Here is a 26,138-nt window from a genome sequence, read left to right as displayed (position 1 = left end):
CAACTCGTCAAACCATGGCACGATGCCACAACATGGCGGATCATCTTGTCGCATGCCGCGTCGGCGTGCGCCACAGCGATGCGTGGGCAGTGTTGGCGCGAATTGCATCGCTCGTCGTTGCCGCACTGCTGGCCTCTGCGACAGAGGTCGCGGCATGGGACAGCTCGCCCGCGCGGACCAACGTCGCGGTGCCGAGCGTCGAGGAACTGGCGATGCCGCCGCAGAAGCCAGCGGATGCGCGCGAGAGCGACACGCGGGAATCGATCTGCCTGATCGTCGAGGCGGCCGCGCGGGGTGCCAATCTGCCGCTGGAATTCTTTGCCCGCGTGATCTGGCAGGAGAGCCGTTTCCAGGCCGACGCGGTGGGGCCTATGACGCGCAGCGGCGAGCATGCGCAGGGGATCGCGCAGTTCATGCCGGGCACCGCGAGCGAGCGCGGGCTGCTCGATCCCTTCAACCCGGTTCAGGCCTTGCCGAAGTCCGCCGAATTCCTCAACGAGTTGCGCAACCAGTTCGGCAATCTCGGACTTGCGGCAGCCGCCTACAATGCCGGACCGCGCCGCGTACAGGAATGGCTCGCCGGCACCGGCCCGATGCCGGAGCAGACCCGCAATTACGTCTATGCCATCACCGGTGCGACGGTGGAGGCTTGGGCGAAGGCCGGCAGCACCGGCAAGGGCCCGCCGAGCGCGCCGCCGACGAGCTGCCGCGATCTCATGGCCCTGTTGAAGCGCGCGCCGAATCCGTTCGTCGCCGAGCTTGAGCAGCATGTAGAGCTGGCCGCCGCGAAGATCTGGGGCGTGCAGCTCGCCGCCGGCTTCGACCGCAACAGGGCATTGGCGATGTATTCCCGCGCCGTCACTAGGCTGAGCGCCGTGATCGGCGAGCGCGATCCGAGCCTGCTGAGTTCGGTGATGCGCAGCCGCGGCACGCGCGCGTTCTACCAGGTGCGCATCGGCGCGGATACGCGCAGCGAGGCGGATGATCTCTGCAACCGCATCCGCAAGGCCGGCGGCGCCTGCTTCGTGCTGAAGAACCGGGGTGTGAGCGGGTAGGACCCCACTCGTCATTCCGGGGCGCGCCCCTCTTGGGCGCGAACCCGGAATCCATCGCGCAGCGGTCTCTGCGGCCCGATGGATTCCGGCCTCGTGACTTTGTCGCGCGCCCCGGAATGACAGCGGATCGTGTTAGCGCGCATGCCAGCCCCGCCGCGCCCTTCCTTGACGCGGCCGCGCGCGTTGCCCGTTATGCGGTCACGATTCTTCATTCAGGCCGGCCGTCCCGTGGCGCTTCCCCCGCTCGATTCACCTCAATGGCAAAGTCCCTGGCGCGCCTTTGCGTGGGGGCTGCGCTCGATCACGCAGACGATCCTCACCATCGTGTTGTTCGTGACCTATCTCGGCATCGGCGCGCTCGCCCACGACAGCCATTTCAGCCTGCTCTGGGCGCTCTGCTCGACGCTGTTCGTCTGGGCGGGCCCCGCGCAGATCATCCTGATCACGACGCTCGGCTCGGGCGCGACCGTGATCCAGTCGGCGATCGCGGTGACGGTCAGCGCGATCCGCCTGTTTCCCATGGTGGTCTCGGTGCTGCCGCTGATGCGCACGCCGACGACGAAACGGCGCGAACTGGTCTTCGCCGCGCATCTCACCGCCGTGACGCTCTGGGTCGAATGCCACCGCTTCCTGCCGCAGGTGCCGCGCAAGCGGCGCATCGCCTTCGTCCAAGGGCTCGGCTGCGGCCTCGTCTCGGTATGCCTCACCGCCAACACGGTCGGCTATTTCCTCGCCGCCAACCTGACGCAGACGCTTGGAGCGGCGATCCTGCTCTTGACGCCGCTGTCCTTCCTGTTCTCGACCGCGCGCAACAGCCGCGAGGTCGCCGACGTGGTCGCGCTGTCGCTCGGGATTCTGCTCTATCCGCTGGCGGCGAAGATGAACTCCGGCCTCGACATCCTCGTCAGCGGCGTGGTGGCCGGCACGATCGCCTACGGCGTGCATTGGTGGCGGGAGGTGCGCGCATGAGTTTCGCACAGCTCATCGGCGACTGGCATGCGCTCGCAGTCTTGTTCGTCGCCGGCGTCGTTCCCAACCAGATCTGGCGCATGCTGGGCCTGTGGTTCGGCGGCGGCATCGACGAGGGTTCCGAGCTGCTGGTCTGGGTGAGGGCGGTTGCCACCGCCATCCTGGCCGGCGTCATCGCCCAGATCGTGGTCGAGCCGCCGGGCGCATTGGCCAGCGTGCCTGATGTCCTGCGCTATGGCGCGGTCGGTGCCGGTCTGGTCGTCTTCCTGCTGACGCGCCGCTCGATTTTTGCTGGCGTAGTCGCCGGCGAAGTCTTCATGCTGGCCGGCAAGTGGTGGTTGGGCTAAAACCGCCGGCGAACAGCAAGGAACAGGAAATATGGTTCGCGAAAACGAGCTCCGCGAGGGCGAGGTCGCCATCGAGCTGCCGTCCGTGGAGGATGCCGGTCTCGTCTTCATTGGCCGCATCCGCACGCCCTGGACGTCGCGGCTGGAGACGCCACGGCAGGGGCGGCACGACGGCCCGATCTGCCGCCTCGAGATTTTCGAGCCGTTCGTGCCGGCCATCAAGGGCGTCGATTTCTACAGCAATCTCGAAGTGCTCTACTGGCTCGACAAGTCGCGCCGCGACATCATCCTGCAAAGCCCGAAGAACAACGAGAAGACCCGCGGTACCTTCTCGCTGCGCTCGCCGGTCAGGCCCAACCCGATCGGCACCTCGATCGTCAAGCTGGTCGGCATCGAGGGCAATGCCATTCTGGTGCGCGGGCTCGATTGCCTCGACAACACGCCGCTGATCGACATCAAGCCCGACCGCTGCGAGTTCACGCCACTGGCCGCGCCGCAAGCCGGGGATTTCCAGACGGAGTAAGGGGGCGCTCCGCTCCAACCCCGTCATTGCGAGGAGCTCTTGCGACGAAGCAATCCAGATTGCCTCTGCAGCAGCAGTCTGGATTGCTTCGCTTCGCTCGCAATGACGATGTGGAGGCGGTCAGCCCGCCTTCAGCGCCGCGATCAGCCTGGTCGCATTCTCTTCCAGCACCTTGACGTCTTCCTTGCGGCTCGCGGGCGGCAGCATTTGCACGCCGTCGTGGCGCGGCAAGACGTGCATGTGCAGGTGAAATACCACCTGTCCTCCGGCCGGCTCGTTGAACTGCTGCACGGTGATGCCGTCGGCCTTGAACGCCTTCATCGCGGCTGCGGCGATCTTGTGCGCGCCGCGGGCGACATGGGCGTAGTCGTCGGGCTTGATGTCGAGGACGTTGCGGGCAGGGGCCTTCGGGATCACCAGCGTATGGCCCGGCACGCGCGGCATGATGTCGAGGAAGGCGAAGACGTGCTCGTCCTCATAGACCTTGTGGCAGGGAAACTCGCCGCGCAGGATCTTTGCGAAGATGTTGTTGGGGTCGTAGGCGGTCATGGCAGCTCCTCGGCGGCTCCTCGGAATTTTGCGCTTACTGTCACCAGCCGCATCGGACCGTCAAGGCGCCTCGTCGGCGCCTTTCCGGAACGGGCCGAGCTCGGCGAGCTCCCGTCCGGCCTCGGCGACATAGGCGCGCTCGCGCTTGAGATAGTCGTCGATGGCGCGGCGCAGGCCCGGATCGGCGATGAAGTGGGCGGAATAGGTCGTCTTCGGCAGGTAGCCGCGCGCGATCTTGTGCTCGCCTTGCGCGCCGGCCTCGACGTGTGTGAGGCCGCGCGTGATCGCGAAATCGATCGCCTGGTAGTAGCAGACCTCGAAATGCAGGAACGGATGATGCTCGACAGCGCCCCAGTTGCGGCCGAACAGCGTGTCCGAGCCGATGAAGTTGATCGCGCCCGCAATCCAGCGATTGTTGCGGCGGGCCATCACCAGCAGCACATCCTCGCTTATGGTCTCGCCGATCAGCGAGAAGAACGCGCGCGTCAGATACGGGCGGCCCCATTTGCGCGAGCCGGTCTCCATGTAGAATTCGAAGAAGGCGTCCCAGGCTTCCTCGGTGATGTCTTTTCCGGTGAGCCAGTGGATGGTGACGCCGGACGCGAGCGCGTCGCGGCGTTCGCGCTTGATCGATTTGCGGTGGCGCGAGTTCAGGGTGGCGAGGAAATCGTCAAAGCTCGTAAACCCATCGTTGTGCCAGTGGAACTGCTGGTCGGTGCGCTGGAGGAAGCCGTGCCCGGCGAGCAGCTTCCACTCCGCTTCCCGCGCGAAGGTCACGTGCACCGAGGAGGCCTTGCTGACGCCGCACAGCGCCACCAGCCCGCTCGCCAGCGCCTCCGTGATGCGCTCGCGGTCGACACCGTCGCGGACCAGCAGCCGTGGACCCGTGGCCGGCGTGAAGGGAACCGAGACCTGAAGCTTCGGATAATATCGCCCGCCGGCGCGCTCATAGGCGTCGGCCCAGCCGCGGTCGAAGACGTATTCGCCTTGAGAATGCGATTTCAGATAGCAGGGCACGACGCCGGCGACGCGGCCGTCGATCTTGGCGACGAGATGCCGGGGTCCCCATCCGGTGCGGATGGTCGCCGAACCCGATTTCTCGACGGCGGCGAGAAACGCGTGCGAGACGAACGGGTTATAGGCAGGCTTTAAGAAACCGGCCGAATCGCCTGGGAGCCCGGATGAGGATCCCTTGCCATGCCCGTTGCAGGCCTTGCCGGGATTAGCGCAGGCGTCCCAATCTTCGGGCGACACTTCGCCAATGGACGGTACGGCCTCGAGCGTGATTTCGGATGATGCCATCGCGTCCAAGATCGTGCATTGCAGCAGCGACTTCAAGAGGGCGGGAACTCACATGTCGTCGCGACCGCGATGCTAGCGATTGCGCGAATATCCCTCAACAATCACCGTCATTGCGAGCGAAGCGAAGCAATCCAGAGCGTCTCCGCGGAGGGACTCTGGATTGCTTCGTCGCATCAGCGCAAAATTGCTTCGCAATTTTGTCGCGAGCTCCTCGCAATGACGGTGGAGGGAGCGTGCCAGCCCTACGGCACGAACCCCTCAAAGATCATCTGGTCCGCATACTGTCCGGCCCGGGTCCGCTGCTCGGGCGTGCGGACGGTCCAGCCGAGCAGGGCGCAGCCGAACACATTGCGGGCGATCCAGGGGGCGGGTGCCGGGAGGTGGTCGACCTTGAAGGCGACGAAATGCGGCTGGGTCTGGAAGCCGTGGCGCAGGTACAGCATGCCGTCGCGCTGCGCCTCGGTGAGCTTGGCCCAATACTCGTCCTCATAGCTGCGCTGCGCGACGATGCCGCGCGGGCGGGAGGGCAATAGCTCGCGCAAGGCCAGGACCTGGTCGGGATCGAAGGACATGCCGACCGCGGGGCCCTGATAGGACGCCAGCACCTCGGCCATCCGCTTCACCAGCTTGCGGTCGCCGCCAAAATGGCTCTTCACCTCGATCACGAGCGGTACGCGGCCGGCGACCATGGCGCAGAGGTCGGACAGCGACATCATCCGCTCGTCCGTGTCCTTGAACTTGATGGCCTTCAGCTCCGCGGCGGTCTTCTCGACCACCTCGCCGGTGGCCTCGGTAAGGCGGCCGAGCGCATGGTCGTGATGGACCATGGCTTCGCCGTCGGCGGAGAGCTGGATGTCGACCTCGATCGAGAAATTGCCCGCGATCGCGGCCTGGACCGCGCCGGGCATGTTCTCGACGATGCCGCGGGAAATGTCGTGCAGGCCGCGATGGGCGACCGGCCGGGCTGTCAGCCAATCAGGGGCACGCACGATGCTAGCCTCAGGCGACCTCGAACACGCCCTCGACCTCCACCGCCGCGTCCGCCGGCAGCGAGGCGACGCCGACGGTGGTGCGGGCGTGGCGACCCTTGTCACCGAAGGCGGCGACCATCAGGTCGGAGGCGCCGTTGAGCACCTTCGGCCCGTCGAGGAAGTCCGGCGCCGAGTTGATGAAGCCGCCGAGGCGTACCACGCGCGCGACCTTGTCGAGATCGCCCAGGGCCGCCTTGACCTGGGCGAGCAGGTTGACGGCGCAGCCGCGCGCCGCCGCGGCGCCGTCTTCGATCGAGACGCCGGCACCCAGCTTGCCCTTGGCGATCAGCTTGCCGGCGGGATCGAAGCAGACCTGGCCGGAGACGAACAGCAGATTGCCGGTGCGCACGAACGGGACGTAGTTGGCCACGGGGGTGGGCCTCGTGCAGCTTGATGCCCTGTTCCGCCAGTTTCTGCTCGACCGTGCCCGCCATCTTCGACCTCGTTGTCCAAAAATCATCCACCCCGGCGCGGCCCATTGGTGCCCGGGAGCGTCCTGTTTCGCCCATCGTGCCGCCACATGCAAGCAACCCCAAGGGGCTGCATTTTGTTGAGGCAGGGCAGGAGGTTCAGGGCGAGGGCCGCAACTTTACGTGAAACGGCCTCAGTTGCGACGCAATGGAACGGTCATTAAAATGTCGAATCTGCTGTCCCCAAGGACGCATCTTCAAGGAACAGACATGATGCACCTTTTCCGGACTTCGCTCGGTGTGATGGCGCTCGCGGCGGCCGCTTGTGGCCCCGGAGGCGGGGCGCTGGCCGCCAACGGTCCGTTCCTCGCGCATCAGGCGCTCTATGACCTCAGCCTCGTCAAATCGCGCTCCAATTCGGTCAACAGCGCGCGCGGCCGCATCCTCTACAACTTCACCGGAAGCTCCTGCGAGGGCTACACCTCCGAATTCCGCCAGGTCTCCGAGCTCGACAGCGGCGAGGGCAAGGTCACGCTCAGCGACCTCCGCTCGAATTCCTGGGAGGATGCCGCGGGCAAGAGCTACCGCTTCAAGATCGAGACGCGGATGAACGAGGCCGACGCCGGCCGGGTCGACGGCTCGGCGGAGCGCGACGGCGACCACATCAACGTCAAGCTGAAGCTGCCGGCGCCGAAGAGCTTTACGCTCGACGGCAAGATCGTGTTCCCGACCGAGCAGATCCAGCGCATCATCGCCGCCGCCAGAGACGGCAAATCGCTGCTCGAGCTGTCCGTCTACGACGGCTCCGACGACGGCCAGAAGGTCTACAACACGCTGACCGTGATCGGCCAGCCGATCCCCGCCGACCGTGCCACCTCGACCGATCCGTCGACCACGGACGAGCACATGAAGTCGCTCAAGCGCTGGCCCGTCACCGTCAGCTATTTCGACCGCGAGGCCCAGCAGAAGGAAGGCGAGCAGACGCCGATCTATGCAATGGCGTTCGAGCTCTATGAGAACGGCGTCTCGCGCCAGCTCGTGCTCGACTACAATGATTTCGTCATCTCCGGCGCGATGGGCAAGTTCGACGTGAAGGACAGCAAGCCCTGTAATTGAGCGTCGATCGTCATTCCGGGTTCGGTCCCGCGGACCGCCCCGGAATGACGGCGAGAGTTGTTCGTCGGCTCTCACTCGGTGTCGTCATTGCGAGCGCAGCGTAGCAATCCAGAACTTTGCGCGGAGGGATTCTGGATTGCTTCGTCGCAAGAGCTCCTCGCAATGACGGGCTAGCCCTCGGGACCCTCTCCAGCTACGCTCTCTCCCAACCACAAACTCCGGGAGGCAAGCACCATGCCCAAGCTCGACCATCTCCGCCCCAGCGGCCTGCATCACAATCCGGCCTATTCCCACGTCGTCACCGCCACGGGCGCGCGGACGATCTACATCTCGGGCCAGGTGTCGACCGACGAGGAGGGGCGGATCGTCGGCGAGGGCGATCTCGCCGCGCAGACGACGCAGGTGATGCAGAATCTCGGCCACGCGCTGAAAGCTGCCGGCGCGAGCTACGCCAACATCGTCAAGATCACGACCTTCGTGGTGAACTACAAGCCGGAACTGCGCCCGATCATCGGCAAGGCCCGCTCGGCCTTCTTCGAAGGCATGGAGCCGCCGGCCTCCACCCTCGTCGGCGTCACCGCGCTTGCCGCGCCGGAATGGCTGATCGAGATCGAGGCGGTGGCGGTCGCGGATTGAGGAGACCGCGCAGGATGGGTTGAGCCTTGTGAGGCGGTTTCGAACGAGAGGGAAGACCATGTCGCGGGAGCTTCGCATCGGAGAGGTCGCCAGCCGAACGGGCCGCAGTATTCACACCATCCGTTGGTATGAAGCTCAGGGTTTGATCCCCGGCGTTATCAGGGATCGCGGGGGACGGCGCGTCTACAGCGATTTTCACGTTGGCTGGTTGGATCTGATGGAGCGCCTGCGTGGCACCGGCATGTCGGTCAAGCAGATGCGCGAATATGCGGCGCTTGCGAAACGGGGCGAAGCAACGCTGAACGCGCGTCACGCGCTGCTCGCAGCCCACCAGCAGCGCGTGCAGGACAACATCCAGCGTTGGTCGCAGGCTTTGGCGCTCATCGAAGCCAAGGTCGAATTCTATGAGGAGTGGATCGCCGGCGGTGAAAGACCCGCCGTATCGCCGCATGGACGCCTCAAGGCTGCGCCGGCCTCATTGGCTGCCGGGCGGCCTTAGCACCCTCTCGACCAATGCGGTGTCCATGTACTCGGTCAGCTCGCGCAGTTTTCCGTCCGCCATGCGAATGACGAAGCAGTAGGTGTTGGCGTAGAGCTCGCCGGCAAGCGTCGTCGCATTGCCCCGGCACTCGGCGACGACGTAATCGCCTTCAGCAATGATGCGGGATGCCGTGAGGCTGGTGGGGGCGGTGAATTGTCGGTGGAGAGGCCTCATCAGGCGCTCCAGCACGTCGGCCTTGCCGACATACTCGCCGGACCAGGCCGTCGAGCCGGTGATCCGCCAGACGAAGTCATCTGCCATCGCGGCGATGAACGGGTTGGGGTCGCGGCGTGCGCGCGCATCCATGATGTCCTGAATGAGCGCCTTGTTGTCGGTCACTGTCATGGGCTGTCTCCTTGAATCGAGGCCAGCCATCTCTTTACAGGCTAGAGCATGCTCTAGATCAAGCTCAATCAACCCTGTTTCGGACCGAACCTGTCATGCAAGAGAGCCATCGCTTCATCGGCCCTGTCGGCAGGCACGAAAAGATGATCGTGGTGGAAGGCCGAAACCGCATTCACGCTGATGCCGGCGTCGGCCAGTCGCGCCGTGATGGCCGCCAGAAAGCCTACCGCATCGAGCGCGGAGTGAACCGTCAGCGTGATCAGGCGCGAGGCAAACGCGTGGCGTAAGCCTGATGCCTCGGCCTCTTCGCGCAGGATCGCCAGCGTCGTTCCTTCCTGCTCGCGGAACGTCAGCAGTGGGTTGACCGCTGCGGGAATGGGCTCGCCGGATGGGATCGTGCAAAACACGAAGGTGCCGGGCTGCATCTCCGGCTTCATGTTCCTCAGCAGCGCGTCGAGACCGCATTCGCCTGTCATAGTGTCAGTCCGCGAGCGGGTAGGACCATTTGAGCCCTCGCCAAGCTATCGATGCCGGAAGCTGTTGGAGCCATGGTCGACATACCTTTGTATATCTTTCCTAATCCTTCTCATACGCTGACCTTACGCTGGTACAATTGAGCGACGGCGGGAGATTCTTACAATTTGAGTCCACTCGGGTCACTGCGAAGAGGCTCAAATGAACGTCGTCATTCGAAAACTCAACGGCTTGTGGCACCTCATTGTCGGGTCTTGTCAGATCCGAACTCCGTTCCTGGAAACTCAGGATCGGCAGTTGGTCGTTCAGTATGCCAGGCGCGTCTATCCGGGTGCACGGATCTTCGAACGCGACTGAGTTGAGCAGGGCTCTATCACTCCCGCGCCTTCTCCGGCCCATCATAGGCGATGCCGCGGATCACCGCGGCGCTGCCGAACTTCTTGCGCAGGCTGTCGACGGCGCGCTCGGCGTGGGCGGCGCGGCGGTCGAGCATGTCGGTGTCGTCGGCGGGCGAGCCTTCGCGCAGCGCGCTGACGCCGGCACCCATCAGGCGGAAGGCGGTGCCGTCGATCTCCTTGGCCAGCATCTCGCGGCAGATCGAAAAGATCTTTGCGGCGAGCTGCGTTGGCGCTGCGATCGACTGCGAGCGGGTGCGCTGGCGGAAGTCGGAAGTCTTCAGCTTCAGCGTGACGGTCGAGCCGGCGAGCTCGCTGCTCTTCAGCCGCGACGACGTTTTCTCGCAGAGGCGCCAGAGAATCTTCTCCAGCGTCGCGAAATCGCGGATGTCGGTTTCGAACGTGGTCTCGCTGGAGATCGTCTTGGCGCCGCGATCGGGCTCGACGCGGCGGTCGTCGATGCCGCGGGCAAGACGCCACAGCCGGCGGCCGTCGCTCGGAAATTGCCGCATCATCTCGATCTCGTCGGCCTTCTGAAGGTCGGCGATGATGCGGAAGCCGCGTTGGACCAGGCGTTCCTGCGTCGCAGGGCCCACGCCGAAGATAAAGCCGACCGGCCTCGAAGCCAGCATCGAACGCGCTTCCTCCTGATCGAGTGCGGCAAAGCCGCGCGGCTTGTCGAGATCGGAGGCGATCTTGGCCAGGAACTTGTTGCAGGACAGGCCGACCGAGACGCTGATGCCGATGTCGCGTTCGACGTTGCGGGCAAACCGCGCCAGCACCTTTGCCGGGATCATGCCGTGAACCCGTTCGGTGCCGGAGAGGTCGAGGAAGGCCTCGTCGATCGAGAGCGGCTCGACCAGCGGCGTCAGCGCCTGCATGGCCTGGCGCACCTCGCGGCCGACGCGGACATATTTCGCCATGTCGGGTCGGATCACGATCGCGTGCGGGCAGGCTTCCAGCGCCTTGAACATCGGCATGGCGGAGCGGACGCCATAGGTGCGTGCGATGTAGCAGGCGGCCGACACGACGCCGCGCTTGCCCCCGCCGATGATGACGGGCTTGTCGGCGATGTCAGGATTGTCGCGCTTCTCGACCGTGGCGTAGAAGGCATCGCAATCGATATGGGCGATGGTCAGGCTCGAGAGCGCACGATGGCGGACGAGGCGGGGGGAACCGCAAGCCGAGCAGCGCCGCACGCCCAGCTTCTGCACGTCAACATCCAGATCGGCCAGGCAGTCCCGGCAGAAGCAGCGGGGCCCGGCCGCCTCCAGGACGCTCACGGCACGTCGCGCTCCCAGGTCCGGTCGCCGAGCGCATCGCCCAGCACCTGCCGCGCCGCTGCAACGTTGGTCGGATGCAGCTCCGAGGCCGTGGCAAAGGCCTTCACGGTCGCGTCATCGCGCAGCACGAAATCGAGGACGCTGAGGAGGAAATTCGGGTCCGAGGCGGCGTTCCGCAGGGTCTCCGGGCCGACACCTGTCTCGGCCAGGAACAGGCCCAGCCGCTCGGGCTCGCCCGCGACAAAGGACAATGCCTGAATCGCAACGATTTCAGCGACTTCGCGGGGGTTGTGAACAGGCTTTTTCAAGGGGCCGGTTTGCCTTTCCGTTAACTTTCAGTGTCTACTTTGGAATATGCCCGAGTCTCGCGCCTGAGTCTTGCGACCCCCGACAAGCAACTGGAAACCACATCGCAGAAAGTGGCCCCTCGGGTTTAACGAAACTAGAGCGAATCTGAGGCTAGTTTGAATCCAGTTTTCGAAGCGCCGGGGAGCGGCGCCTGAGGCGTCACATGTATCGGGCTTCGTGCCAATCAGGAGGACGGGATGGCTAAGACCGTCCTGATCGTGGAAGACAACGAGCTCAACATGAAGCTCTTCCGCGACCTGTTGGAGGCGCACGGCTACCAGACCACGGGCACCAGCAACGGCTACGAGGCGCTGGATCTCGTTCGGAAGATGCGGCCCGACCTCGTGCTGATGGATATCCAACTGCCGCAGGTCTCGGGCCTGGAGGTGACGCGCTGGATCAAGGACGATCCGGAGCTGCGCGCCATTCCCGTCGTCGCGGTCACGGCCTTCGCGATGAAGGGCGACGAAGAGCGCATCCGCGAGGGCGGCTGCGAAGCCTATTTGTCCAAGCCGATCTCGGTCGGCAAATTCATTGAGACGGTCCGGCGTTTCATCGGATAGGAAGTGAGTGCAAAGTGTCCGCGCGTATCCTGGTTGTCGATGACGTTCCTGCCAACGTCAAACTCCTCGAAGCCCGCCTGTCCGCCGAATATTTCGACGTGATGACCGCCTCGAACGGCGCCGAGGCGTTGGTGCTGGCCAGCCGCGCCGAATGCGACATCATCCTGCTCGACGTGATGATGCCCGACATGGACGGCTTCGAGGTCTGCCGCCGCCTGAAGACCGATCCGGCGACGCACCACATCCCTGTCGTGATGGTCACCGCGCTCGACAGCCCGTCCGACCGCAACCGCGGGCTCGAAGCCGGCGCCGACGATTTCCTCACCAAACCCGTCTCCGACGTCGTGCTGATCGCGCGCGTGCGCTCGCTGACGCGGCTGAAGATGATGACCGACGAGCTGCGCATGCGCGCCATCACCTCGCTCGAGATCGGCATGCACGCGCCGGAGCGCACTGCAGTCGCCGACACCGGCAAGGGCGGCCGAATCCTGCTGGTCGACGACCGCCAGTCCTCCTATGAGCGGCTGGCAACGCTGCTTGCCGCCGAGCACACCGTCGATGTCGAGCCGAACCCGACCGAAGCGCTGTTCCACGCCGCCGAGGGCAATTACGACCTGCTGATCGTCTCGCTCGACCTCAACAATTTCGACGGCCTCAGGCTATGCAGCCAGGCGCGCTCGCTGGAGCGCACGCGCCACGTGCCGATCCTGGCGATCGCGGACCCCGAGAACTCGACGCGGCTGCTCCGCGGCCTCGAGATCGGCGTCAACGACTATCTGCTGCGTCCGATCGACAAGACCGAGCTCTTGGCGCGCGCCCGCACCCAGATCCGCCGCCGCCGCTACACCGATCATCTGCGCGACAACGTGCAGAACTCGATCGAGATGGCGATCACGGATGCGCTCACCGGCCTGCACAATCGCCGCTACATGGAGAGTCATCTGGCGACGCTGGCCGAGCAGGCCGCGACGCGCGGCAAGCCCCTGGCGCTGATGATCCTGGACATCGACTATTTCAAGTCGATCAACGACAATTACGGCCACGATGCCGGCGACGACGTGCTGCGCGAATTCGCGGTGCGCGTCCGCAAGTCGATCCGCGGCATTGATCTGGCCTGCCGCTACGGCGGCGAGGAGTTCGTCATCGTGATGCCGGAGACCGATCTCCATGTCGCCGGCATGGTCGCCGAGCGCCTGCGCCGCTCGATCGCGGGCGAACCGTTCGCGATCCACAAGGGCACCAAGCGCATCGAGGTCACGATCTCAATCGGGCTGACCACGCTGGAGCAGAAGGGCGAGGCGGTCGCCGACGTCCTCAAGCGCGCCGACACTGCGCTGTATCGCGCCAAGCACGACGGCCGCAACCGCGTGGTGTCGCAGGCGGCGTGAGGGCCGCTCGCACAAAAGTCGCGAAAACAACCCCATGCACAGTAGCCGGCAGTAGTCGGATCAATGGCTTACGCGGGCGGCAAAAGGGCGTGCGCTGGCGGCAACGCCGTTTGACTCGTCGGGCAAGACAGGCGCATTTTAGTAGGGTCGGGTAGCGGGGCCAATGCTGCGGCCACGTACCCAGTGTCGTCCCGGCGAAGGCCGGGACCCATAACCCCAGGGAGGGGTTATGGCGCGGTCAGCTAACCACGAGTCTTCGCCAAATTCCTCCCTGTGGTTATGGGTCCCGGATCTGCGCTCCGCTTCGCTGCGCTTGTCCGGGACGACAGCGATTATTGTGGAGCGCGCTTGTGCCGCTTCACCTGCTTCACCGTACCATCACCACCATCACCACCATCCCCCACATCCACCCCCGCATTCCGCAGCAGCACCTTCGCCGCTTCCTTCGCGGCGCGCGCCATCGCGGGGTCGTCGCGCACGAGGTCCTGGGCGATGGAGCCGTCGACGAGCAGCACGAGCTGGGTGGCGAGTGCATCAGCCTCCGTGACGCCGAGCTCGTTGAGCCGCTCGCGAAACCAGACGCGGCGGCTTTCCTTGAAGGCGATTGCGATCTTCTTCACGGCGCGGTCCGCCGGGCCGAGCTCAGCGACCGCATTCACGAACGGGCAGCCGCGAAAATCCTTGGCCGCAAAGCGCCGCTCCAGCGAATCGAAGGTGGCGAGGATCTGCTCGGCCGGCGGCTTGTCGGACGGACGCGGCTGCACGAACCGGCGCTCGAGGTAAGCCGCGATCAGCGCGTCCTTGGAGGGGAAGTGGTTGTAGAGCGTGCGCTTGGAGATGCCGATCTCGGCCGCGATGGTGTCGACGCCGATGGCGCGAATGCCTTGCAGATAGAACAGCTTGTCGGCGGTCTCGAGGATCCGCTCTTTCATCGTCTGTTTGGTCGGCGGGGGAGCCATGCAACAGCGCGCGTCCTCTTCGCTTGACAGCCTGGACCTTTCATAGCCTAAGTACACAGGTCTGTGTAACCAAAATCAACTGATATTGCAGACGCTGGTGCGCGCGCCGCGCCGACGAGGGAGAAGAACATGCCCCTGTTGCAGGTCCTGCGTCCGACATTGCCCATCCTGATCGGCGCCTCGATCATGCTGACGCTGAGCATGGGGCTGCGGCAGAGCCTCGGGATCTTCATGCAGCCTTTGACACATGACATCCACATTTCGATCTCGGATTTCACGCTGGCGCTGGCCGTGCAGAACCTCGCCTGGGGCTTCCTCCAGCCGCTCGCCGGCGCGATGACGGTGCGCTACGGCTTCCGCCCGATCATGATCGTGGGCGCGCTGATGTACATCGTGGGCCTGATCCTGATGGCGACCGCGAACGGGCTCGTCAGCATCATGATTGGCGCCGGCGTGCTGATCGGGACGTCGCTGGCCTGCACGGCGGCGGCGATCGCGATGTCGGTGGCGGCGCGCGCGGTGCCCGAGACGGTGCGCTCCACCGTGCTCGGCATCGTCTCCGGCGCGGGCTCGCTCGGCGCGCTGCTGTCGGCGCCGATCGGGCAGCTGCTCAACGAAGGCTTTGGCTGGCGCATCGGGCTCGCCGGCTTCGTCATCATGTCGGTGCTGATGATCCCCGCCGCCTGGTATGCCGGGCGCGTCGACAGGATTCCGCTGCCGAAGCCGTCCGCCGACGACATCGGCGACGCCACGGCCGCGACGGCGGCGAGGACGGCGTTCGGCAATGCCTCCTTCGTGGTGATGACCTGCGCCTATCTCGTCTGCGGCATGCAGCTTGTGTTCCTGACCACGCATCTGCCGTCTTATCTCGCGATCTGCGGTCTCGATCCGATGCTGAGCGCGCAGACGCTCGGCATGATCGGCGGCTTCAACGTGCTGGGCTCGCTGTTCTTCGGCTGGGCCGGCCAGCGCTGGAACAAGCTCGCGCTGCTGGGCGCGATCTACATCCTGCGCTCGCTCGCGCTCGCCTGGTACTTCATGCTGCCGGCGACGTCGTTCTCGACGCTGCTGTTCGGCGCCATCATGGGCTTCCTGTGGATGGGAGTAGGGCCGCTGGTGGCAGGCGCGGTCGCCGAGATGTTCGGCCTGCGCTGGCAGGCCATGATCCAGGGCCTTGCCTTCATGAGCCACCAGATCGGCAGCTTCCTCGGCGCTTACGGGGGAGGGGTGCTGTATGACGCGCTCGGATCGTACACGATGGCCTGGCGCATCGGCGTGGCACTGGGCCTCGCCGGCGGTATCGTGCAGGTCGCATTCGCGCTGATCCGGCCGTCGCAACCGCCGGCGCCGGTGCTGCGGACGGCTTAACCGGACGCGAGCTCACAAGGCTCACGGTTTTGGCGCGCATCGGCGACCCTGGGAGTCGCACGTCATCCGACGCGGAGCTTCCTGCCTGAACCTCACGCGCGGGTTGATATCACAATAGGTGTTCGACCGGCCGGACGCCGATGCCAGGCACTGCTCTCTCGTCACATACATGCAGTCGCCGGAATAGCCGAGCTGGCCACCGAAGACGCACCAAGGATAGTCGCGTTCAGCGTTTGCGGCGGACGAAAGCCCCACCAGCATGAAGACAACGAACAAAGCGAGTCGCATTCGACCCTCCATCATCTAAAGCCGACAGATCATAGAGCATTCTGAAAACAATTGGAGCCTGAAAGGAGCCGGCCCGGCTTTGCTGGCCGTTGCCGCCGGCATTGTCCAGATCGCGTTTGCGCTGATCGGGCCGACTCCGCCGCCGCTGTTGCGAACGGCGTAGCCAGACGGAAGACGCCTGCCAGAGCTTGCTAGGACGCCGCGACGTTCACCTTGACCGAGACGGGAAGCGGAAGGCGCAGTCGCCGAGCCAGCGCCTGAAGTCGCGATGCCGGCTGTCTTTCCGGAAGCTTCCCGAAATACGAGAGGGTTTGCATCAGCGCGCATCTGACGAGGTGCGAGCCGTGCGGTGCGTAGCACCGCGCGGAGAGCCCGAAGGATGATGTTTTGGGCATCTATATGTTCATGCTGAAATGCAGACGGCTCCTTCTATATCGGGAGCGCGACCGGCGGAGATGTGTCCAAGCGAGTCGACGAGCACAATGCCGGTGCTTATCCGGGGTACACTTTTTCGCGGCGCCCGGTCGTTTTGGTGTGGTCCGAGTATTTCGATCGGATAACTGACGGGATCGCTGTCGAGCGGCAGCTCAAGGGCTGGAGCCGGGTCAAGACGGAAGCTTTTGTTCGCTCGGACTGGAAATCGGTGAGCCAGTTTGCGCGCCGTCGCGCTGGAGCGCCTAGGCCGAAGAAGTAAGAGGCGATGCGGCTGCCGGGGCCGTTCATCCTTCGAGGCTCTCCAAACGGCGCGTTGCGCCGCTTGGCTCGCACCTCCAGCGACAACGGCTTCGCCGTTGCGCGGGGATGACGGATCTAAAATAAAAACGGGGCCGTGAGGCCCCGTCAAAGTCCTTCAGCGTATCCCGCGATCTTACTTGATCTTGGCTTCGCGGAATTCGACGTGCTTGCGCGCGACCGGGTCGTACTTCTTCTTGACCAGCTTGTCGGTCATGGTGCGCGAATTCTTCTTGGCGACGTAGTAGAAGCCGGTGTCGGCTGAGGACACGAGCTTGACCTTGATGGTGACCGCTTTGGCCATGTTCTGAACCTCAGAATATTGGGGAATCTGGAGCCGGCCAAACGGCCCGCGTTGGCCGGCAACCTAGCCAGAAACCGCCTGATGTCAAGGTTTCGAAGCGTTTTCCAGCGAAGTGGGTACCGGTTCGCGTCGAGAAAACGCGTCAAAAACAGCAACCTAGAGCCCCGTACGGGTCTCTAGGGCTCCAAAACCACTCAAATCGGACCGATTACCCCTCAAAGAACCGGTTTTTCGGCCGCGGCAGGCCCAGATTCTCCCTCAAAGTGGTCCCTTCATACTCTTTCCGGAAGATCCCGCGGCGCTGGAGCTCCGGGACCACCTTGTCGACGAAATCGTCGAGGCCGGCGGGCAGGAACGGGAACATGATGTTGAAGCCGTCCGAGCCTCGCCCGACCAGCCATTCCTCCATCTGGTCGGCGATGGTCTTGGCGGTGCCGACGAAGGCGAGCCCGCCATAGCCGCCGACGCGCTGGGCGAGCTGGCGCACGGTGAGTTTTTCGCGCGCGGCGAGATCGACCATGCGCTGCCGGCCGCTCTTGCTGGCGTTGGTCTCGGGGATTTCGGGGAGCGGTCCGTCCGGATCAAAACCGGAGGCATCGGTGCCGAGGATGACCGAGAGCGAGGCGATCGCGCTGTCGTAGTGCACGCGGCTGTCGAGGAGGGCGCGCTTCTCCTTGGCTTCGTCGACGCTGTCGCCGACCACGACGAAGGCGCCGGGTAGGATTTTCAGGTGCTCGGGATCGCGGCCGACCTTTGCCATGCGGCCCTTGATGTCGGCATAGAGCTTCTGCCCGTCGGCGAGGCTGCCGCCGCCGGTGAACACGGCCTCCGCCGTCTCGGCCGCGAGCTGCCTGCCGTCCTCGGAGGCGCCGGCCTGCACGATCACCGGCCAGCCCTGCACCGGGCGGGCGATGTTGAGGGGCCCGCGCACCTTCAGATATTTGCCGTTGTGATCGAGCGTATGCATCTTCGAAGGATCGAAGAACAGCCCGTCCTCGACGTCGCGCACGAAGGCGTCGTCGGCGAAGGAATCCCAGAGGCCCGTGACCACGTCATAGAATTCGCGGGCGCGCTTGTAGCGCTCGGCGTGCTCCATGTGGTCGTCGAGACCGAAATTCAGCGCGGCATCCGGGTTCGAGGTGGTGACGATGTTCCACCCCGCACGCCCGCCGCTGAGATGGTCGAGCGAGGCGAAGCGGCGCGCGACGTGATAGGGCTCGTCGAACGTGGTCGAGCCCGTCGCGATCAGACCGATCCGCTCGGTGACCGCGGCGAGCGCCGACAGCAGCGTGAACGGCTCGAACGACGTCACCGTGTGGCTGCGCTTGAGCGCGTTGATCGGCATGTTCAGCACGGCGAGATGATCGGCCATGAAGAAGGCGTCGAACTTGCCGGCCTCGAGCTTCCGGATCAGCGTCTTGATGTGACCGAAATTGAAATTGGCGTCCGGCCAGGCCCCCGGATAGCGCCAGGCGCCGGTGTGGATGCTGATCGGGCGCATGAACGCGCCAAGCTTGAGTTGCCGTTGTGCCATCGCCCCGTATCCGTTCTGGGTGTCGTTCGCAAAGACATAGGGATGCGGAGGAACTCTGCCATTGGGGCAGGCGGGAAGAATTTTTTGTTTTTCGCGACACGCTCAGCACAATTGCGTCATTCCGGGGCGTCGCGGAGCGGCGAGCCCGGAATCCATCGGGCCGCAGAGAGACTGACGCGGGATGGATTCTTAGATGCGCAATTGCGCATCATAGCTCGCGCCAAGGGGCGCGCCCCGGAATGACGAAGGAGAGGCACATCGAACCATTCCGCCGCTCGCTCCGACCAAGCCATGACCCCGCGAGGAGACGTTGAATGGCAGGCGCGATGACAGTGGATGGCGGCATGGTCCGCATCGACCGCCCCCTGCCCTGGATCGGCCGGCTGCTGCCGCTGCTGGCGGCGAGCAGCTATCTGCTCTGGAATGTCGCGCTCGGCCTGCGCCAGGATTTTTCCGGCTTCGGCCGGCTCGCCGATGACCTCGTGCCGGTGCTGGTGTTCACGGGCCTCGGGCTGCTCGTCGGCATCCCCGGCCTGATCCTGCTCACGTTCCGCTATTTCGTCGTGCTCAACGAGACGCTGCGCCAGATCGTCATCACCAGCCAGTTCGGCCCGCTGAATATTCGCAAGCACCGCAATCTCGCCGACTATCATTTCATCAGCATCACCGACGACTACGACGCGGATCTGACGACCTATGACGTCAATCTCTGCGGCAGCGAGGGCACCGAGCCGATCAACCTGATGAGCTTCACCAGGCGCGAGGAGGCCGATAAGCTCGCGGGCGGGATCGGGCGGGCGCTCAAACTACCGGCGCGCGACTATGTCGGCACCGAGCCCGAGGCGGACTAGGCCAGCGCGTTCCCGTCATTCCGGGGCGCCCCGAAGAGCCGATCAGCTCAAAATATCCTTCTGCATCTTGCCGCCGTAGAAATGGAAGAACGGCACCGGCGCGTCGTGGCGAAGCGGGCCGGTGGCAAGGCGCGTGTCGAGCTCGTTGAGCACGTTGCGCGTCATCGGATGCAGATCGGCGAGCGGCTTCGAGCCGAGCTCGACCCAGACCAGCTCGACCAGCTCGGCATCCGCATGGATCACGCCCTCGACGCGATGGGTGATCGCGGAGGCATCCGCGGTGAAGAAGCGCGTGTCGAACCGCTTGACGCGGCCGGGCGGGGTGATGGCGCGCGCGATCAGGAACAGGCTCGAGGGGTCGGGCAGCAGGCCCGCATCAGCGAATGGTTGCCACGGGCCTTCGAGCCTGGCCTTGCCCTCGGCCTTGCGCCCGAGGCAGAGGCCGGTCTCTTCGCAGGCCTCGCGGATCGCGGCGATCGCCAGCGACTTGGCGCGTGAGGCCGGCGTCTTCGGGCTGCCCTTGGCGAGATTGGCTTCCAGCTCGGCGGTGATGGGGGCGGCACACGGGACGCGGTAGTCGGCCTTGTCGACACGGCCGCCGGGGAAGACGAACTTGCCGGGCATGAACACCACCTTGTCGTGGCGCTTGCCGACCAGGACTTTTGGAACGGTGCCGCTGCGATCGACCAGGATCAGTGTCGCCGCATCCTTCGGGCGGAAATAGGGATGATGGTCGGCTTCCTTCTCCTCGTGGACCTTTGACTTGTCCGCTACCTGCGCCGTATCCGTCATGTCCTCACCCAACGCTTCTTATTTGCTTACACCGGCGGAATACCATCCGGAGGGTTGTCGTCAAAGCCGTGCATGCGCAGAGCCCATTGCAATCCGACCACGGCTCCCTTGACCGGCTGGAGCAACGCGAGCGAGGCGAAGAACGTGAAGGGCAGATAGGCTGCGAAGCTGAGCCAGACCGGCGTCGTGTAGTTGGTCTCGATCCAGAGGATGCCGGGCACCACGATGTGGCCGACGATGACGATGACGAGATAGGCGGGCAAATCGTCGGCGCGATGCGGCGTGAAGTCGAGGCTGCACACCGAGCAATGATCAGCAGTCTTCAGGAAGGCGCGGAACAGCTTGCCTTCGCCGCAACGCGGGCAGCGGCCGCGAAAGCCGCGCTTCATCGCCGTCCAGACGTCGCGCTTCTCGACGAGGCCGGTCTCGCGCGTCCAGATCTTCGGGGCCGTGCTCATCGTCACCATGCCTTGCCCTTTTGGCCCTTGCCTTTTCCTTTGATCTTCTTGCCCTTGCCGGGCTTCTTCGGCTTGTGCTTCTTCGCCGGACTGCGTCCGGGATGTGCCTTGAGCGAGGGGCGGCGTTGCGGACCAGGTCGCCTGCGGCCCTGCGGCGCGGTCTCGCCGCTCGACGACAGCAGCTCGAAGCGCAGCGCGCCTGCGACGGGGGCTGCTTCTATCAGACGGACGTCGACCACGTCACCCAGCTGATGCATGGTGCCGCTGCGCGTGCCGACGAGGGCGTGGCGGCTCTCGTCATAGTTGAAATATTCCGTGCCAAGGGATCGGATCGGGATCAGGCCGTCGGCACCGGTCTCGCTCAGCTTGACGAACAGGCCAGCGCGCGTGACGCCGGAGACGCGGCCCTGGAAACTGGCGCCGATGCGGTCGGCGAGGTGATGGGCGATCAGCCGGTCGACGGTCTCGCGTTCCGCCTTCATCGCGCGCCGTTCGGTCACCGAGATGTGGGCGGCGACCTCGCCGAGGCTTTCCGGCGTCTCGCTGTCGGGCAGGGCGCCTTCGCCGAGGCCGAGCGCGCGGACCAGCGCGCGGTGCACGACGAGGTCGGCATAGCGGCGGATCGGCGAGGTGAAATGCGCGTAGCGGCGCAGGTTGAGGCCGAAATGACCGTAATTCTCGGCGGAATATTCGGCCTGCGCCTGCGCGCGCAGCACGACTTCGCTCACCAGCGGGAAGTGGTCGTGGCCTTCGAGCTGCGCCAGCACGCGGTTGAACAGGGCCGGGCGCAGCGCGCCTGATTTGGCGAAGGGAACGTCGAGCGTCTCCAGAAACTCCGCGAGCGCGTGGACCTTCTCCAGCGTCGGCTCGTCATGCACGCGGTAGATCAGCGGCAGCGACTTCTTCTCCAGCATCTCGGCGGCCGCGACGTTGGCGAGGATCATGAACTCCTCGATCAGCTTGTGCGCGTCGAGACGCTCAGGCACGACGACGCGATCGACGGTGCCGTCGCTCTTCAGGAGGATCTTGCGCTCGGGCAGATCGAGATTGAGCGGATCGCGCTCGTCGCGCGCGCGCTTGACGCAGGCATAGGCGGCATAGAGCGGCCTCAGGATCGGATCGAGCAGGGGGCCGGTGGTGTCATCCGGCCGGCCGTCGATCGCGGCCTGCGCCTGCGCGTAATTGAGCTTGGCCGCCGATCGCATCAGGATGCGGTGGAAGGTGTGCGAGCGCTTGCGGCCGTCCGGGCCGATCACCATCCGCACCGCGAGCGCGCCGCGCGGCTCGCCCGGCACCAGCGAGCAGAGATTGTTGGAGATGCGCTCGGGCAGCATCGGCACGACGCGGTCGGGGAAATAGACCGAGTTGCCGCGGTCGAGCGCGTCGCGGTCGAGCGCGGTGCCCGGCCGGACGTAGAAGCTCACATCCGCAATGGCGACGTTGACGATGAAGCCGCCCTTGTTGTTGGGATCGTCATCGGCCTGCGCATGCACCGCGTCGTCGTGGTCCTTGGCATCAGGCGGATCGATGGTGACGAGCGGAACGTCGCGCCAGTCCTCGCGCCCCTTCAGGTTCGCGGGTTCTGCGGCTTCCGCCTCGCGCTCTGCCGCGGGGCGGAATTGCAGCGGGATGTCGTGGGCGTAGATCGCGATCAGGCTGATCGCCTTCTCCGACTTGACCGAGCCGAGCTTCTCCTTGACGCGGCCTGAGGCGAGGCCAAAGGCGCGTGAGCGGATGATGTCGACGCTGACGAGGTCGCCGTCCCGGGCGCCGTGCGTGTCGGCCGCGGCGATGTTCAGCTCGCGGTCGGCAGACTTCTTGTCGACGGGGATCAGCCGTCCGCCGCCTTCCGGCAGCTCGCGGAACACGCCGAGGATGCGGCTCTTGGCCTTGTCGAAGACCTTGATGATGTGGCCGCGATAGGCCGGGCCTTCGGCCTCGTCGAGGCGCTCGACGCGCAGCAGCGCGCGGTCGCCGACGCCGGCGGCGGTGCCGGGCTTCGGCCGGCGCGGCATGACGATCAGGATTTTGGGCGGTTCGCCGCTTTCGACCTCGTCCCATTCGGTGGGGGAGGCGATCAGCTCGCCATCGGAGTCGCGGCCGGTGATGTCGCCGACCAGCGTCGACGGCAGGGTGTCTGGTTCCGAGACCTTGTGGCGCTTCTTCTTGATGGTCCCGTCGTCGGCGAGCTCGCGCAGCATGCGCTTGAGCTCGACGCGATCGGCGTTCTTCAGGCCGAACTCGCGCGCAATTTCGCGGGTGCCGACGTTTCCTTGATTTGCCTTGATGAAGGCGACGATGGCTTGCCTGTCGGGAAAGCCACGGTCATTCTTGCGTTTCACTTAACCTCTAATTCTTGCCGGCACTCTTCTTGGCCGGAGCCTTGGTGGCGGCGGCCTTGGTCGGCGACGTCTTTGCAGTCGACGACACGGCGGCGCGCGCCTTGCTGGTGGATTCGGATTTGGCCGCGGCTTTCTTCGCGGCCGGTTTCTTGGGTTTGGGCGTGGCATCATCGCCGTCCGCGGCCTTCGCCGCGGCCTTCTTGGCCTTGGCCGGCTTCGCGGCTTTCTTCGCCTTGGTCTTGCCGCCGCCCTTGGCTGCGCGCTCGTCGATCAGCGCGATCGCCTGCGGCAGCGTGACGGTGTCCTTTTCGAACTCGGCCGGGATCGTCGCGTTGACGCCGCCCGCGGTGACATAGGCGCCGTAGCGGCCGCTCTTCACGGTGACGGTGCCGAGCGTCGGATGATCGCCGATCGCCTTGCCGGGGTCGGCGCCGAAGCGGCGGCTCGGGCCTTTGGCGACCTTTTCCGCGATCAGCGTCACCGCGCGGTTGAGGCCGATGTCGAAGACTTCGTCGCCGGCCTCGAGGCTGGCATAGGTCTTCTCGTGCTTCACGAACGGCCCGAAGCGGCCGAGGCCGGCGGTGATCGGCTGACCGGTTTCGGGATGCTTGCCGATCTCGCGCGGCAGCGACAACAGTTTCAGCGCAAGCTCAAGCTCGACATCGCTCGGAGAGGTGCCCTTGGGGATGCCCGCGCGCTTCGGCTTCTCGCCTTCCTCATAATCCTTCTGCTCGCCGAGCTGGATATAGGGCCCGAAGCGGCCGGCCTTGACCCAGACGTCGAAGCCGGTGTCGGGATCCTGGCCGAGCGAACGGTCGGCGGTCGCCTCGCTGTCGGCGGCGAGCTGGCGGGTGTAGCGGCACTCCGGATAGTTCGAGCAGCCGACGAAGGCGCCGAACTTGCCGGCCTTGAGATTGAGCCTGCCGTTGCCGCAGCTCGGGCACTGCCTGATGTCGCCACCGTCGGCGCGGGGCGGGTAGATGTGCTGTCCGAGCATGTCGTCGAGCACATCAAGCACCTGCGCCACGCGCAAGTCCTTGATCTCGTCGACGGCGCCGATGAAGCCGCTCCAGAAATCCTTCAGCACCTGCTGCCAGGAGATCTCGTTGTTGGAGATGCGATCGAGCTGCTCTTCCAGATTGGCGGTGAAGTCGTACTCGACGTAGCGGCTGAAGAAGCTTTCGAGGAACGCGACCACGACGCGGCCCTTGTCCTCGCCGTGCAGGCGCTTCTTCTCGAGCTTGACGTAGCCGCGGTCCTTCAGGACCTGGAGGATCGAGGCATAGGTCGAGGGCCGGCCGATGCCGAGCTCCTCCATGCGCTTGACCAGCGAGGCTTCCGAGAAGCGCGGCGGCGGCTCGGTGAAATGCTGGGTGACGGCGAGCGACTGCCGCTTCAGGCCGTCGCCGGCGCTCATGGCGGGCAGGCGGCGGGAGTCCTCGTCCTCCTCGTCGTCGCGGCCTTCCTGGTAGAGCGCGAGGAAGCCGTCGAACTTGACGACCTGGCCGGTGGCGCGCAGCTCCAGCGTGCGGCCGCCCACTTTCGCGGTGATGTCGACGGTGGTGCGCTCGAGCTCGGCCGCTTCCATCTGGCTCGCGATGGTGCGCTTCCAGATCAGCTCGTAGAGCCGCGCCTGATCGGAATCGAGCTTGCGGCTCATGCTGTCCGGGCGGCGGGACATGTCGGTCGGGCGGATCGCTTCGTGCGCTTCCTGGGCGTTCTTGGCCTTGGCCTGGTACTGGCGCGGGGCCTCCGGCACGTAGGCGTTGCCGTAATCCTCGCCGATCACCTTGCGCGCCTGGGTGATCGCGGACGGATCGATCTGCACGCCGTCGGTACGCATATAAGTAATGAGTCCGGTGGTCTCGCCGCCGATGTCGATGCCTTCATAGAGGCGCTGGGCGATGCGCATCGTGTGCGCCGGCGCAAAGCCGTATTTGCGGCTGGCTTCCTGCTGCAGCGTGGACGTGGTGAAGGGCGCCTGCGGATTGCGCCGGGCGGGCTTCGCGTCGACCGTGGTGACCGCGTAGGCGGCCGCTTCCAGCGCCTTCTTGAAGTCTTCGGCTTCCGCGCCGGTGCCGATGTCGAGCCGCTGGATCTTCTTGCCGTCGGCGCCGACGAGGCGCGCCTCGAACGCGTCGCCGCGCGGGGTCAGCAGGGTTGCGATCAGCGACCAATATTCGCGCGGCACGAACTTCTCGATCTCAAGCTCGCGGTCGCAGACGAGGCGCAGCGCCACCGACTGCACGCGGCCGGCCGAGCGGGCGCCCGGCAGCTTGCGCCACAGCACGGGGGAGAGGGTGAAGCCGACCAGATAGTCCAGCGCGCGGCGCGCCATATAGGCGTCGACCAGCGCGCCGTCGATCTGGCGCGGATGCTTCATCGCGTCCGTGACCGCCTGCTTGGTGATGGCGTTGAACACCACGCGCTCGATCTTCTGGTCCTTGAGCGCGCGCTTCTCCTTCAGCACCTCCAGCACGTGCCAGGAGATGGCCTCGCCCTCGCGATCAGGGTCGGTGGCGAGAATCAGGCGGTCGGCGTTCTTCAGAGACTTGGCGATATCGTTGAGCCGGCCGGCCGCCTTGGGGTCGACCTCCCAGATCATCTTGAAATTGGCGTCGGGATCGACGGAACCGTTCTTCGCCGGCAGGTCGCGGACATGTCCGAACGAGGCCAGAACCTCATAGGACGAGCCCAAATACTTGTTGATCGTCTTGGCTTTCGCCGGCGACTCCACAATGACGATATTCATGTAGTTCCAGTAACTTACGGGGAAATTCTGGGCCGAATTCGACGAGATTCGGGTCGGCCGTTTCGAACCGAACATGGGTGGTGAGGTCGTCGCTGTCAAATCGAGGGGTGCAGAAAGCGGCCGCGATGGGAAAAGTTTCATATCGAGAAAGTTGCAAATTACCACCTTGGAGTTGCGATCGATGTGGGCGTAATGTTCCCGCGGGGCATGGATTCGGGGTGGGGTCTGGTGACTAAGCCAGGAAGGAAACGGGCGCGCGCCGCATCAGGCGCGCCGGAAGGCTCGCGCCTCGAGGAACCGGGAGAGGGCGGCGCCGACGAGGCGGTTGCCTTCATCGCCGAGCAGGTGGCGGTGCTGCGCAAGCTCGCCGAGCGCCACAGGCTCGACGTGCTGCATTATCTCTTAGGGATGACGCAGCTGGAGGCCGACGAGCACCTGCGGCTGCGGACCAGGCGCAAGCTGTCGTGAGGGATGGCGAGCCTT

The 26,138-nt window shown here is 65.2% G+C and carries 28 protein-coding genes and 2 pseudogenes; 14 read left to right on the top strand and 16 right to left on the bottom strand.

Going from position 1 to position 26,138, the window contains the following annotated elements; all coding sequences use genetic code 11:
• Positions 1-32: 32 nt before the first annotated feature.
• From E4K65_RS30480 to tsaA, 4 genes are all read left to right on the top strand, one after another.
• Positions 33-1,055, top strand: coding sequence for a lytic transglycosylase domain-containing protein (locus tag E4K65_RS30480; RefSeq protein WP_235885780.1), 1,023 nt, complete (start codon positions 33-35; stop codon positions 1,053-1,055).
• 228 nt (positions 1,056-1,283) lie between these two features.
• Positions 1,284-2,024 (top strand): AzlC family ABC transporter permease, encoded by a 741-nt coding sequence (locus tag E4K65_RS30475; protein WP_135177341.1) that lies wholly within the window; start codon positions 1,284-1,286, stop codon positions 2,022-2,024.
• A complete protein-coding gene (locus E4K65_RS30470; RefSeq protein WP_027548116.1) occupies positions 2,021-2,371 on the top strand; it encodes an AzlD domain-containing protein in 351 nt (116 codons plus the stop codon). The genes E4K65_RS30475 and E4K65_RS30470 overlap by 4 nt, the downstream gene beginning before the upstream one ends.
• A 31-nt stretch (positions 2,372-2,402) precedes the next feature.
• Positions 2,403-2,894 (top strand): tRNA (N6-threonylcarbamoyladenosine(37)-N6)-methyltransferase TrmO, encoded by a 492-nt coding sequence (gene tsaA / locus E4K65_RS30465; protein ID WP_135177268.1) that lies wholly within the window; start codon positions 2,403-2,405, stop codon positions 2,892-2,894.
• Between the two features lie 120 nt (positions 2,895-3,014).
• On the opposite strand, the gene E4K65_RS30460 is transcribed toward tsaA, so the two are convergent.
• From E4K65_RS30460 to E4K65_RS30445, 4 genes and pseudogenes are all read right to left on the bottom strand, one after another.
• On the bottom strand, positions 3,015-3,443 hold the full coding sequence (locus tag E4K65_RS30460) for an HIT domain-containing protein (RefSeq protein WP_135177267.1): 429 nt from the start codon (positions 3,441-3,443) through the stop codon (positions 3,015-3,017).
• Between the two features lie 60 nt (positions 3,444-3,503).
• Positions 3,504-4,745: a GNAT family N-acetyltransferase gene (locus tag E4K65_RS30455; RefSeq protein WP_135177266.1), complete on the bottom strand. Its 1,242-nt coding sequence runs from the start codon at positions 4,743-4,745 to the stop codon at positions 3,504-3,506.
• Between the two features lie 242 nt (positions 4,746-4,987).
• Positions 4,988-5,734: a glycerophosphodiester phosphodiesterase gene (locus E4K65_RS30450; RefSeq protein ID WP_135177265.1), complete on the bottom strand. Its 747-nt coding sequence runs from the start codon at positions 5,732-5,734 to the stop codon at positions 4,988-4,990.
• 10 nt (positions 5,735-5,744) lie between these two features.
• Positions 5,745-6,210 (bottom strand): annotated as a pseudogene (locus E4K65_RS30445) (RidA family protein).
• 246 nt (positions 6,211-6,456) lie between these two features.
• Between E4K65_RS30445 and E4K65_RS30440 the strand changes: the two are divergent.
• The 3 genes from E4K65_RS30440 (at position 6,457) to E4K65_RS30430 (ending at position 8,437) form a co-directional block, all read left to right on the top strand.
• Entirely contained in the window at positions 6,457-7,302 is an 846-nt protein-coding gene (locus tag E4K65_RS30440) for a cell envelope integrity EipB family protein (RefSeq protein ID WP_167771271.1), read from the top strand.
• A 234-nt stretch (positions 7,303-7,536) separates the two neighbouring features.
• On the top strand, positions 7,537-7,938 hold the full coding sequence (locus E4K65_RS30435; protein WP_135177263.1) for a RidA family protein: 402 nt from the start codon (positions 7,537-7,539) through the stop codon (positions 7,936-7,938).
• A 58-nt stretch (positions 7,939-7,996) separates the two neighbouring features.
• On the top strand, positions 7,997-8,437 hold the full coding sequence (locus E4K65_RS30430) for a MerR family transcriptional regulator (protein ID WP_135177262.1): 441 nt from the start codon (positions 7,997-7,999) through the stop codon (positions 8,435-8,437).
• Here E4K65_RS30430 and E4K65_RS30425 read toward each other — a convergent pair.
• Positions 8,414-8,818, bottom strand: coding sequence for a nuclear transport factor 2 family protein (locus tag E4K65_RS30425; RefSeq protein ID WP_209312098.1), 405 nt, complete (start codon positions 8,816-8,818; stop codon positions 8,414-8,416). The genes E4K65_RS30430 and E4K65_RS30425 overlap by 24 nt on opposite strands.
• Positions 8,819-8,892: 74 nt before the next feature.
• Positions 8,893-9,300, bottom strand: a complete 408-nt coding sequence (locus E4K65_RS30420) for an ACT domain-containing protein (protein ID WP_135177260.1) — start codon at positions 9,298-9,300, stop codon at positions 8,893-8,895.
• A gap of 199 nt (positions 9,301-9,499) precedes the next feature.
• Here E4K65_RS30420 and E4K65_RS47670 point away from each other — a divergent pair, with 199 nt between their 5' ends.
• On the top strand, positions 9,500-9,655 hold the full coding sequence (locus E4K65_RS47670) for a hypothetical protein (RefSeq protein WP_162832276.1): 156 nt from the start codon (positions 9,500-9,502) through the stop codon (positions 9,653-9,655).
• 16 nt (positions 9,656-9,671) lie between these two features.
• On the opposite strand, the gene E4K65_RS30410 is transcribed toward E4K65_RS47670, so the two are convergent.
• Together E4K65_RS30410 and E4K65_RS30405 are read right to left on the bottom strand one after the other, a co-directional pair.
• Positions 9,672-10,976 carry a DNA polymerase IV gene (locus E4K65_RS30410; RefSeq protein ID WP_135177258.1) on the bottom strand — a complete coding sequence of 435 codons (1,305 nt, stop codon included), beginning with the start codon at positions 10,974-10,976 and terminating at the stop codon, positions 9,672-9,674.
• Positions 10,973-11,284, bottom strand: coding sequence for a DUF3572 domain-containing protein (locus tag E4K65_RS30405; RefSeq protein ID WP_011087883.1), 312 nt, complete (start codon positions 11,282-11,284; stop codon positions 10,973-10,975). The genes E4K65_RS30410 and E4K65_RS30405 overlap by 4 nt, the downstream gene beginning before the upstream one ends.
• Positions 11,285-11,521: 237 nt before the next feature.
• Here E4K65_RS30405 and E4K65_RS30400 point away from each other — a divergent pair, with 237 nt between their 5' ends.
• Together E4K65_RS30400 and E4K65_RS30395 are read left to right on the top strand one after the other, a co-directional pair.
• On the top strand, positions 11,522-11,887 hold the full coding sequence (locus tag E4K65_RS30400) for a response regulator (RefSeq protein WP_027547216.1): 366 nt from the start codon (positions 11,522-11,524) through the stop codon (positions 11,885-11,887).
• Positions 11,888-11,901: 14 nt separating this feature from the next.
• Positions 11,902-13,275 (top strand): PleD family two-component system response regulator, encoded by a 1,374-nt coding sequence (locus E4K65_RS30395; protein ID WP_135177257.1) that lies wholly within the window; start codon positions 11,902-11,904, stop codon positions 13,273-13,275.
• A 332-nt stretch (positions 13,276-13,607) separates the two neighbouring features.
• Here the strand turns inward: E4K65_RS30395 and E4K65_RS30390 are convergent, their stop codons facing one another.
• Positions 13,608-14,234, bottom strand: a complete 627-nt coding sequence (locus E4K65_RS30390) for a TetR/AcrR family transcriptional regulator (RefSeq protein ID WP_135177256.1) — start codon at positions 14,232-14,234, stop codon at positions 13,608-13,610.
• 129 nt (positions 14,235-14,363) lie between these two features.
• Between E4K65_RS30390 and E4K65_RS30385 the strand changes: the two genes are divergently transcribed.
• Positions 14,364-15,602, top strand: a complete 1,239-nt coding sequence (locus E4K65_RS30385; RefSeq protein ID WP_135177255.1) for an MFS transporter — start codon at positions 14,364-14,366, stop codon at positions 15,600-15,602.
• A gap of 21 nt (positions 15,603-15,623) precedes the next feature.
• On the opposite strand, the gene E4K65_RS30380 is transcribed toward E4K65_RS30385, so the two are convergent.
• Positions 15,624-15,890, bottom strand: a complete 267-nt coding sequence (locus tag E4K65_RS30380) for a DUF3551 domain-containing protein (protein ID WP_430649043.1) — start codon at positions 15,888-15,890, stop codon at positions 15,624-15,626.
• Between the two features lie 387 nt (positions 15,891-16,277).
• On the opposite strand from E4K65_RS30380, the pseudogene E4K65_RS30370 reads away from it, so the two are divergent.
• A pseudogene (locus E4K65_RS30370) lies at positions 16,278-16,584 on the top strand (GIY-YIG nuclease family protein).
• 174 nt (positions 16,585-16,758) lie between these two features.
• Here the strand turns inward: E4K65_RS30370 and rpmG are convergent.
• Complete coding sequence (gene rpmG / locus E4K65_RS30365; RefSeq protein WP_007603295.1) at positions 16,759-16,926, bottom strand: 50S ribosomal protein L33; 168 nt, start codon at positions 16,924-16,926, stop codon at positions 16,759-16,761.
• Between the two features lie 208 nt (positions 16,927-17,134).
• Positions 17,135-18,460: an LLM class flavin-dependent oxidoreductase gene (locus tag E4K65_RS30360; RefSeq protein WP_135177253.1), complete on the bottom strand. Its 1,326-nt coding sequence runs from the start codon at positions 18,458-18,460 to the stop codon at positions 17,135-17,137.
• 314 nt (positions 18,461-18,774) lie between these two features.
• On the opposite strand from E4K65_RS30360, the gene E4K65_RS30355 reads away from it, so the two are divergent.
• Positions 18,775-19,311 (top strand): hypothetical protein, encoded by a 537-nt coding sequence (locus E4K65_RS30355; RefSeq protein WP_135177252.1) that lies wholly within the window; start codon positions 18,775-18,777, stop codon positions 19,309-19,311.
• A gap of 42 nt (positions 19,312-19,353) precedes the next feature.
• Here the strand turns inward: E4K65_RS30355 and E4K65_RS30350 are convergent, their stop codons facing one another.
• From E4K65_RS30350 to topA, 4 genes are read right to left on the bottom strand one after another with little or no spacing between them, the layout of a single operon-like run.
• The gene (locus tag E4K65_RS30350; protein WP_135177251.1) at positions 19,354-20,103 is read right to left on the bottom strand and encodes an NUDIX hydrolase; all 750 of its coding nucleotides are present in this window, start codon (positions 20,101-20,103) and stop codon (positions 19,354-19,356) included.
• 26 nt (positions 20,104-20,129) lie between these two features.
• Complete coding sequence (locus tag E4K65_RS30345) at positions 20,130-20,570, bottom strand: DUF983 domain-containing protein (protein ID WP_135177250.1); 441 nt, start codon at positions 20,568-20,570, stop codon at positions 20,130-20,132.
• Complete coding sequence (gene rnr, locus E4K65_RS30340; protein ID WP_135177249.1) at positions 20,564-22,903, bottom strand: ribonuclease R; 2,340 nt, start codon at positions 22,901-22,903, stop codon at positions 20,564-20,566. The genes E4K65_RS30345 and rnr overlap by 7 nt, the downstream gene beginning before the upstream one ends.
• 7 nt (positions 22,904-22,910) lie before the next feature.
• Positions 22,911-25,655 (bottom strand): type I DNA topoisomerase, encoded by a 2,745-nt coding sequence (gene topA, locus E4K65_RS30335; protein WP_135177248.1) that lies wholly within the window; start codon positions 25,653-25,655, stop codon positions 22,911-22,913.
• A 228-nt stretch (positions 25,656-25,883) separates the two neighbouring features.
• Here topA and E4K65_RS30330 point away from each other — a divergent pair, with 228 nt between their 5' ends.
• On the top strand, positions 25,884-26,123 hold the full coding sequence (locus tag E4K65_RS30330; RefSeq protein ID WP_167771270.1) for a hypothetical protein: 240 nt from the start codon (positions 25,884-25,886) through the stop codon (positions 26,121-26,123).
• Positions 26,124-26,138: the final 15 nt, after the last annotated feature.

The organism is Bradyrhizobium niftali, assembly GCF_004571025.1.
GTDB lineage: Bacteria > Pseudomonadota > Alphaproteobacteria > Rhizobiales > Xanthobacteraceae > Bradyrhizobium > Bradyrhizobium niftali.
The sequence above is the reverse complement of the archived record's forward strand: the minus strand, read 5'-3'. Positions and strand labels throughout refer to the sequence as shown.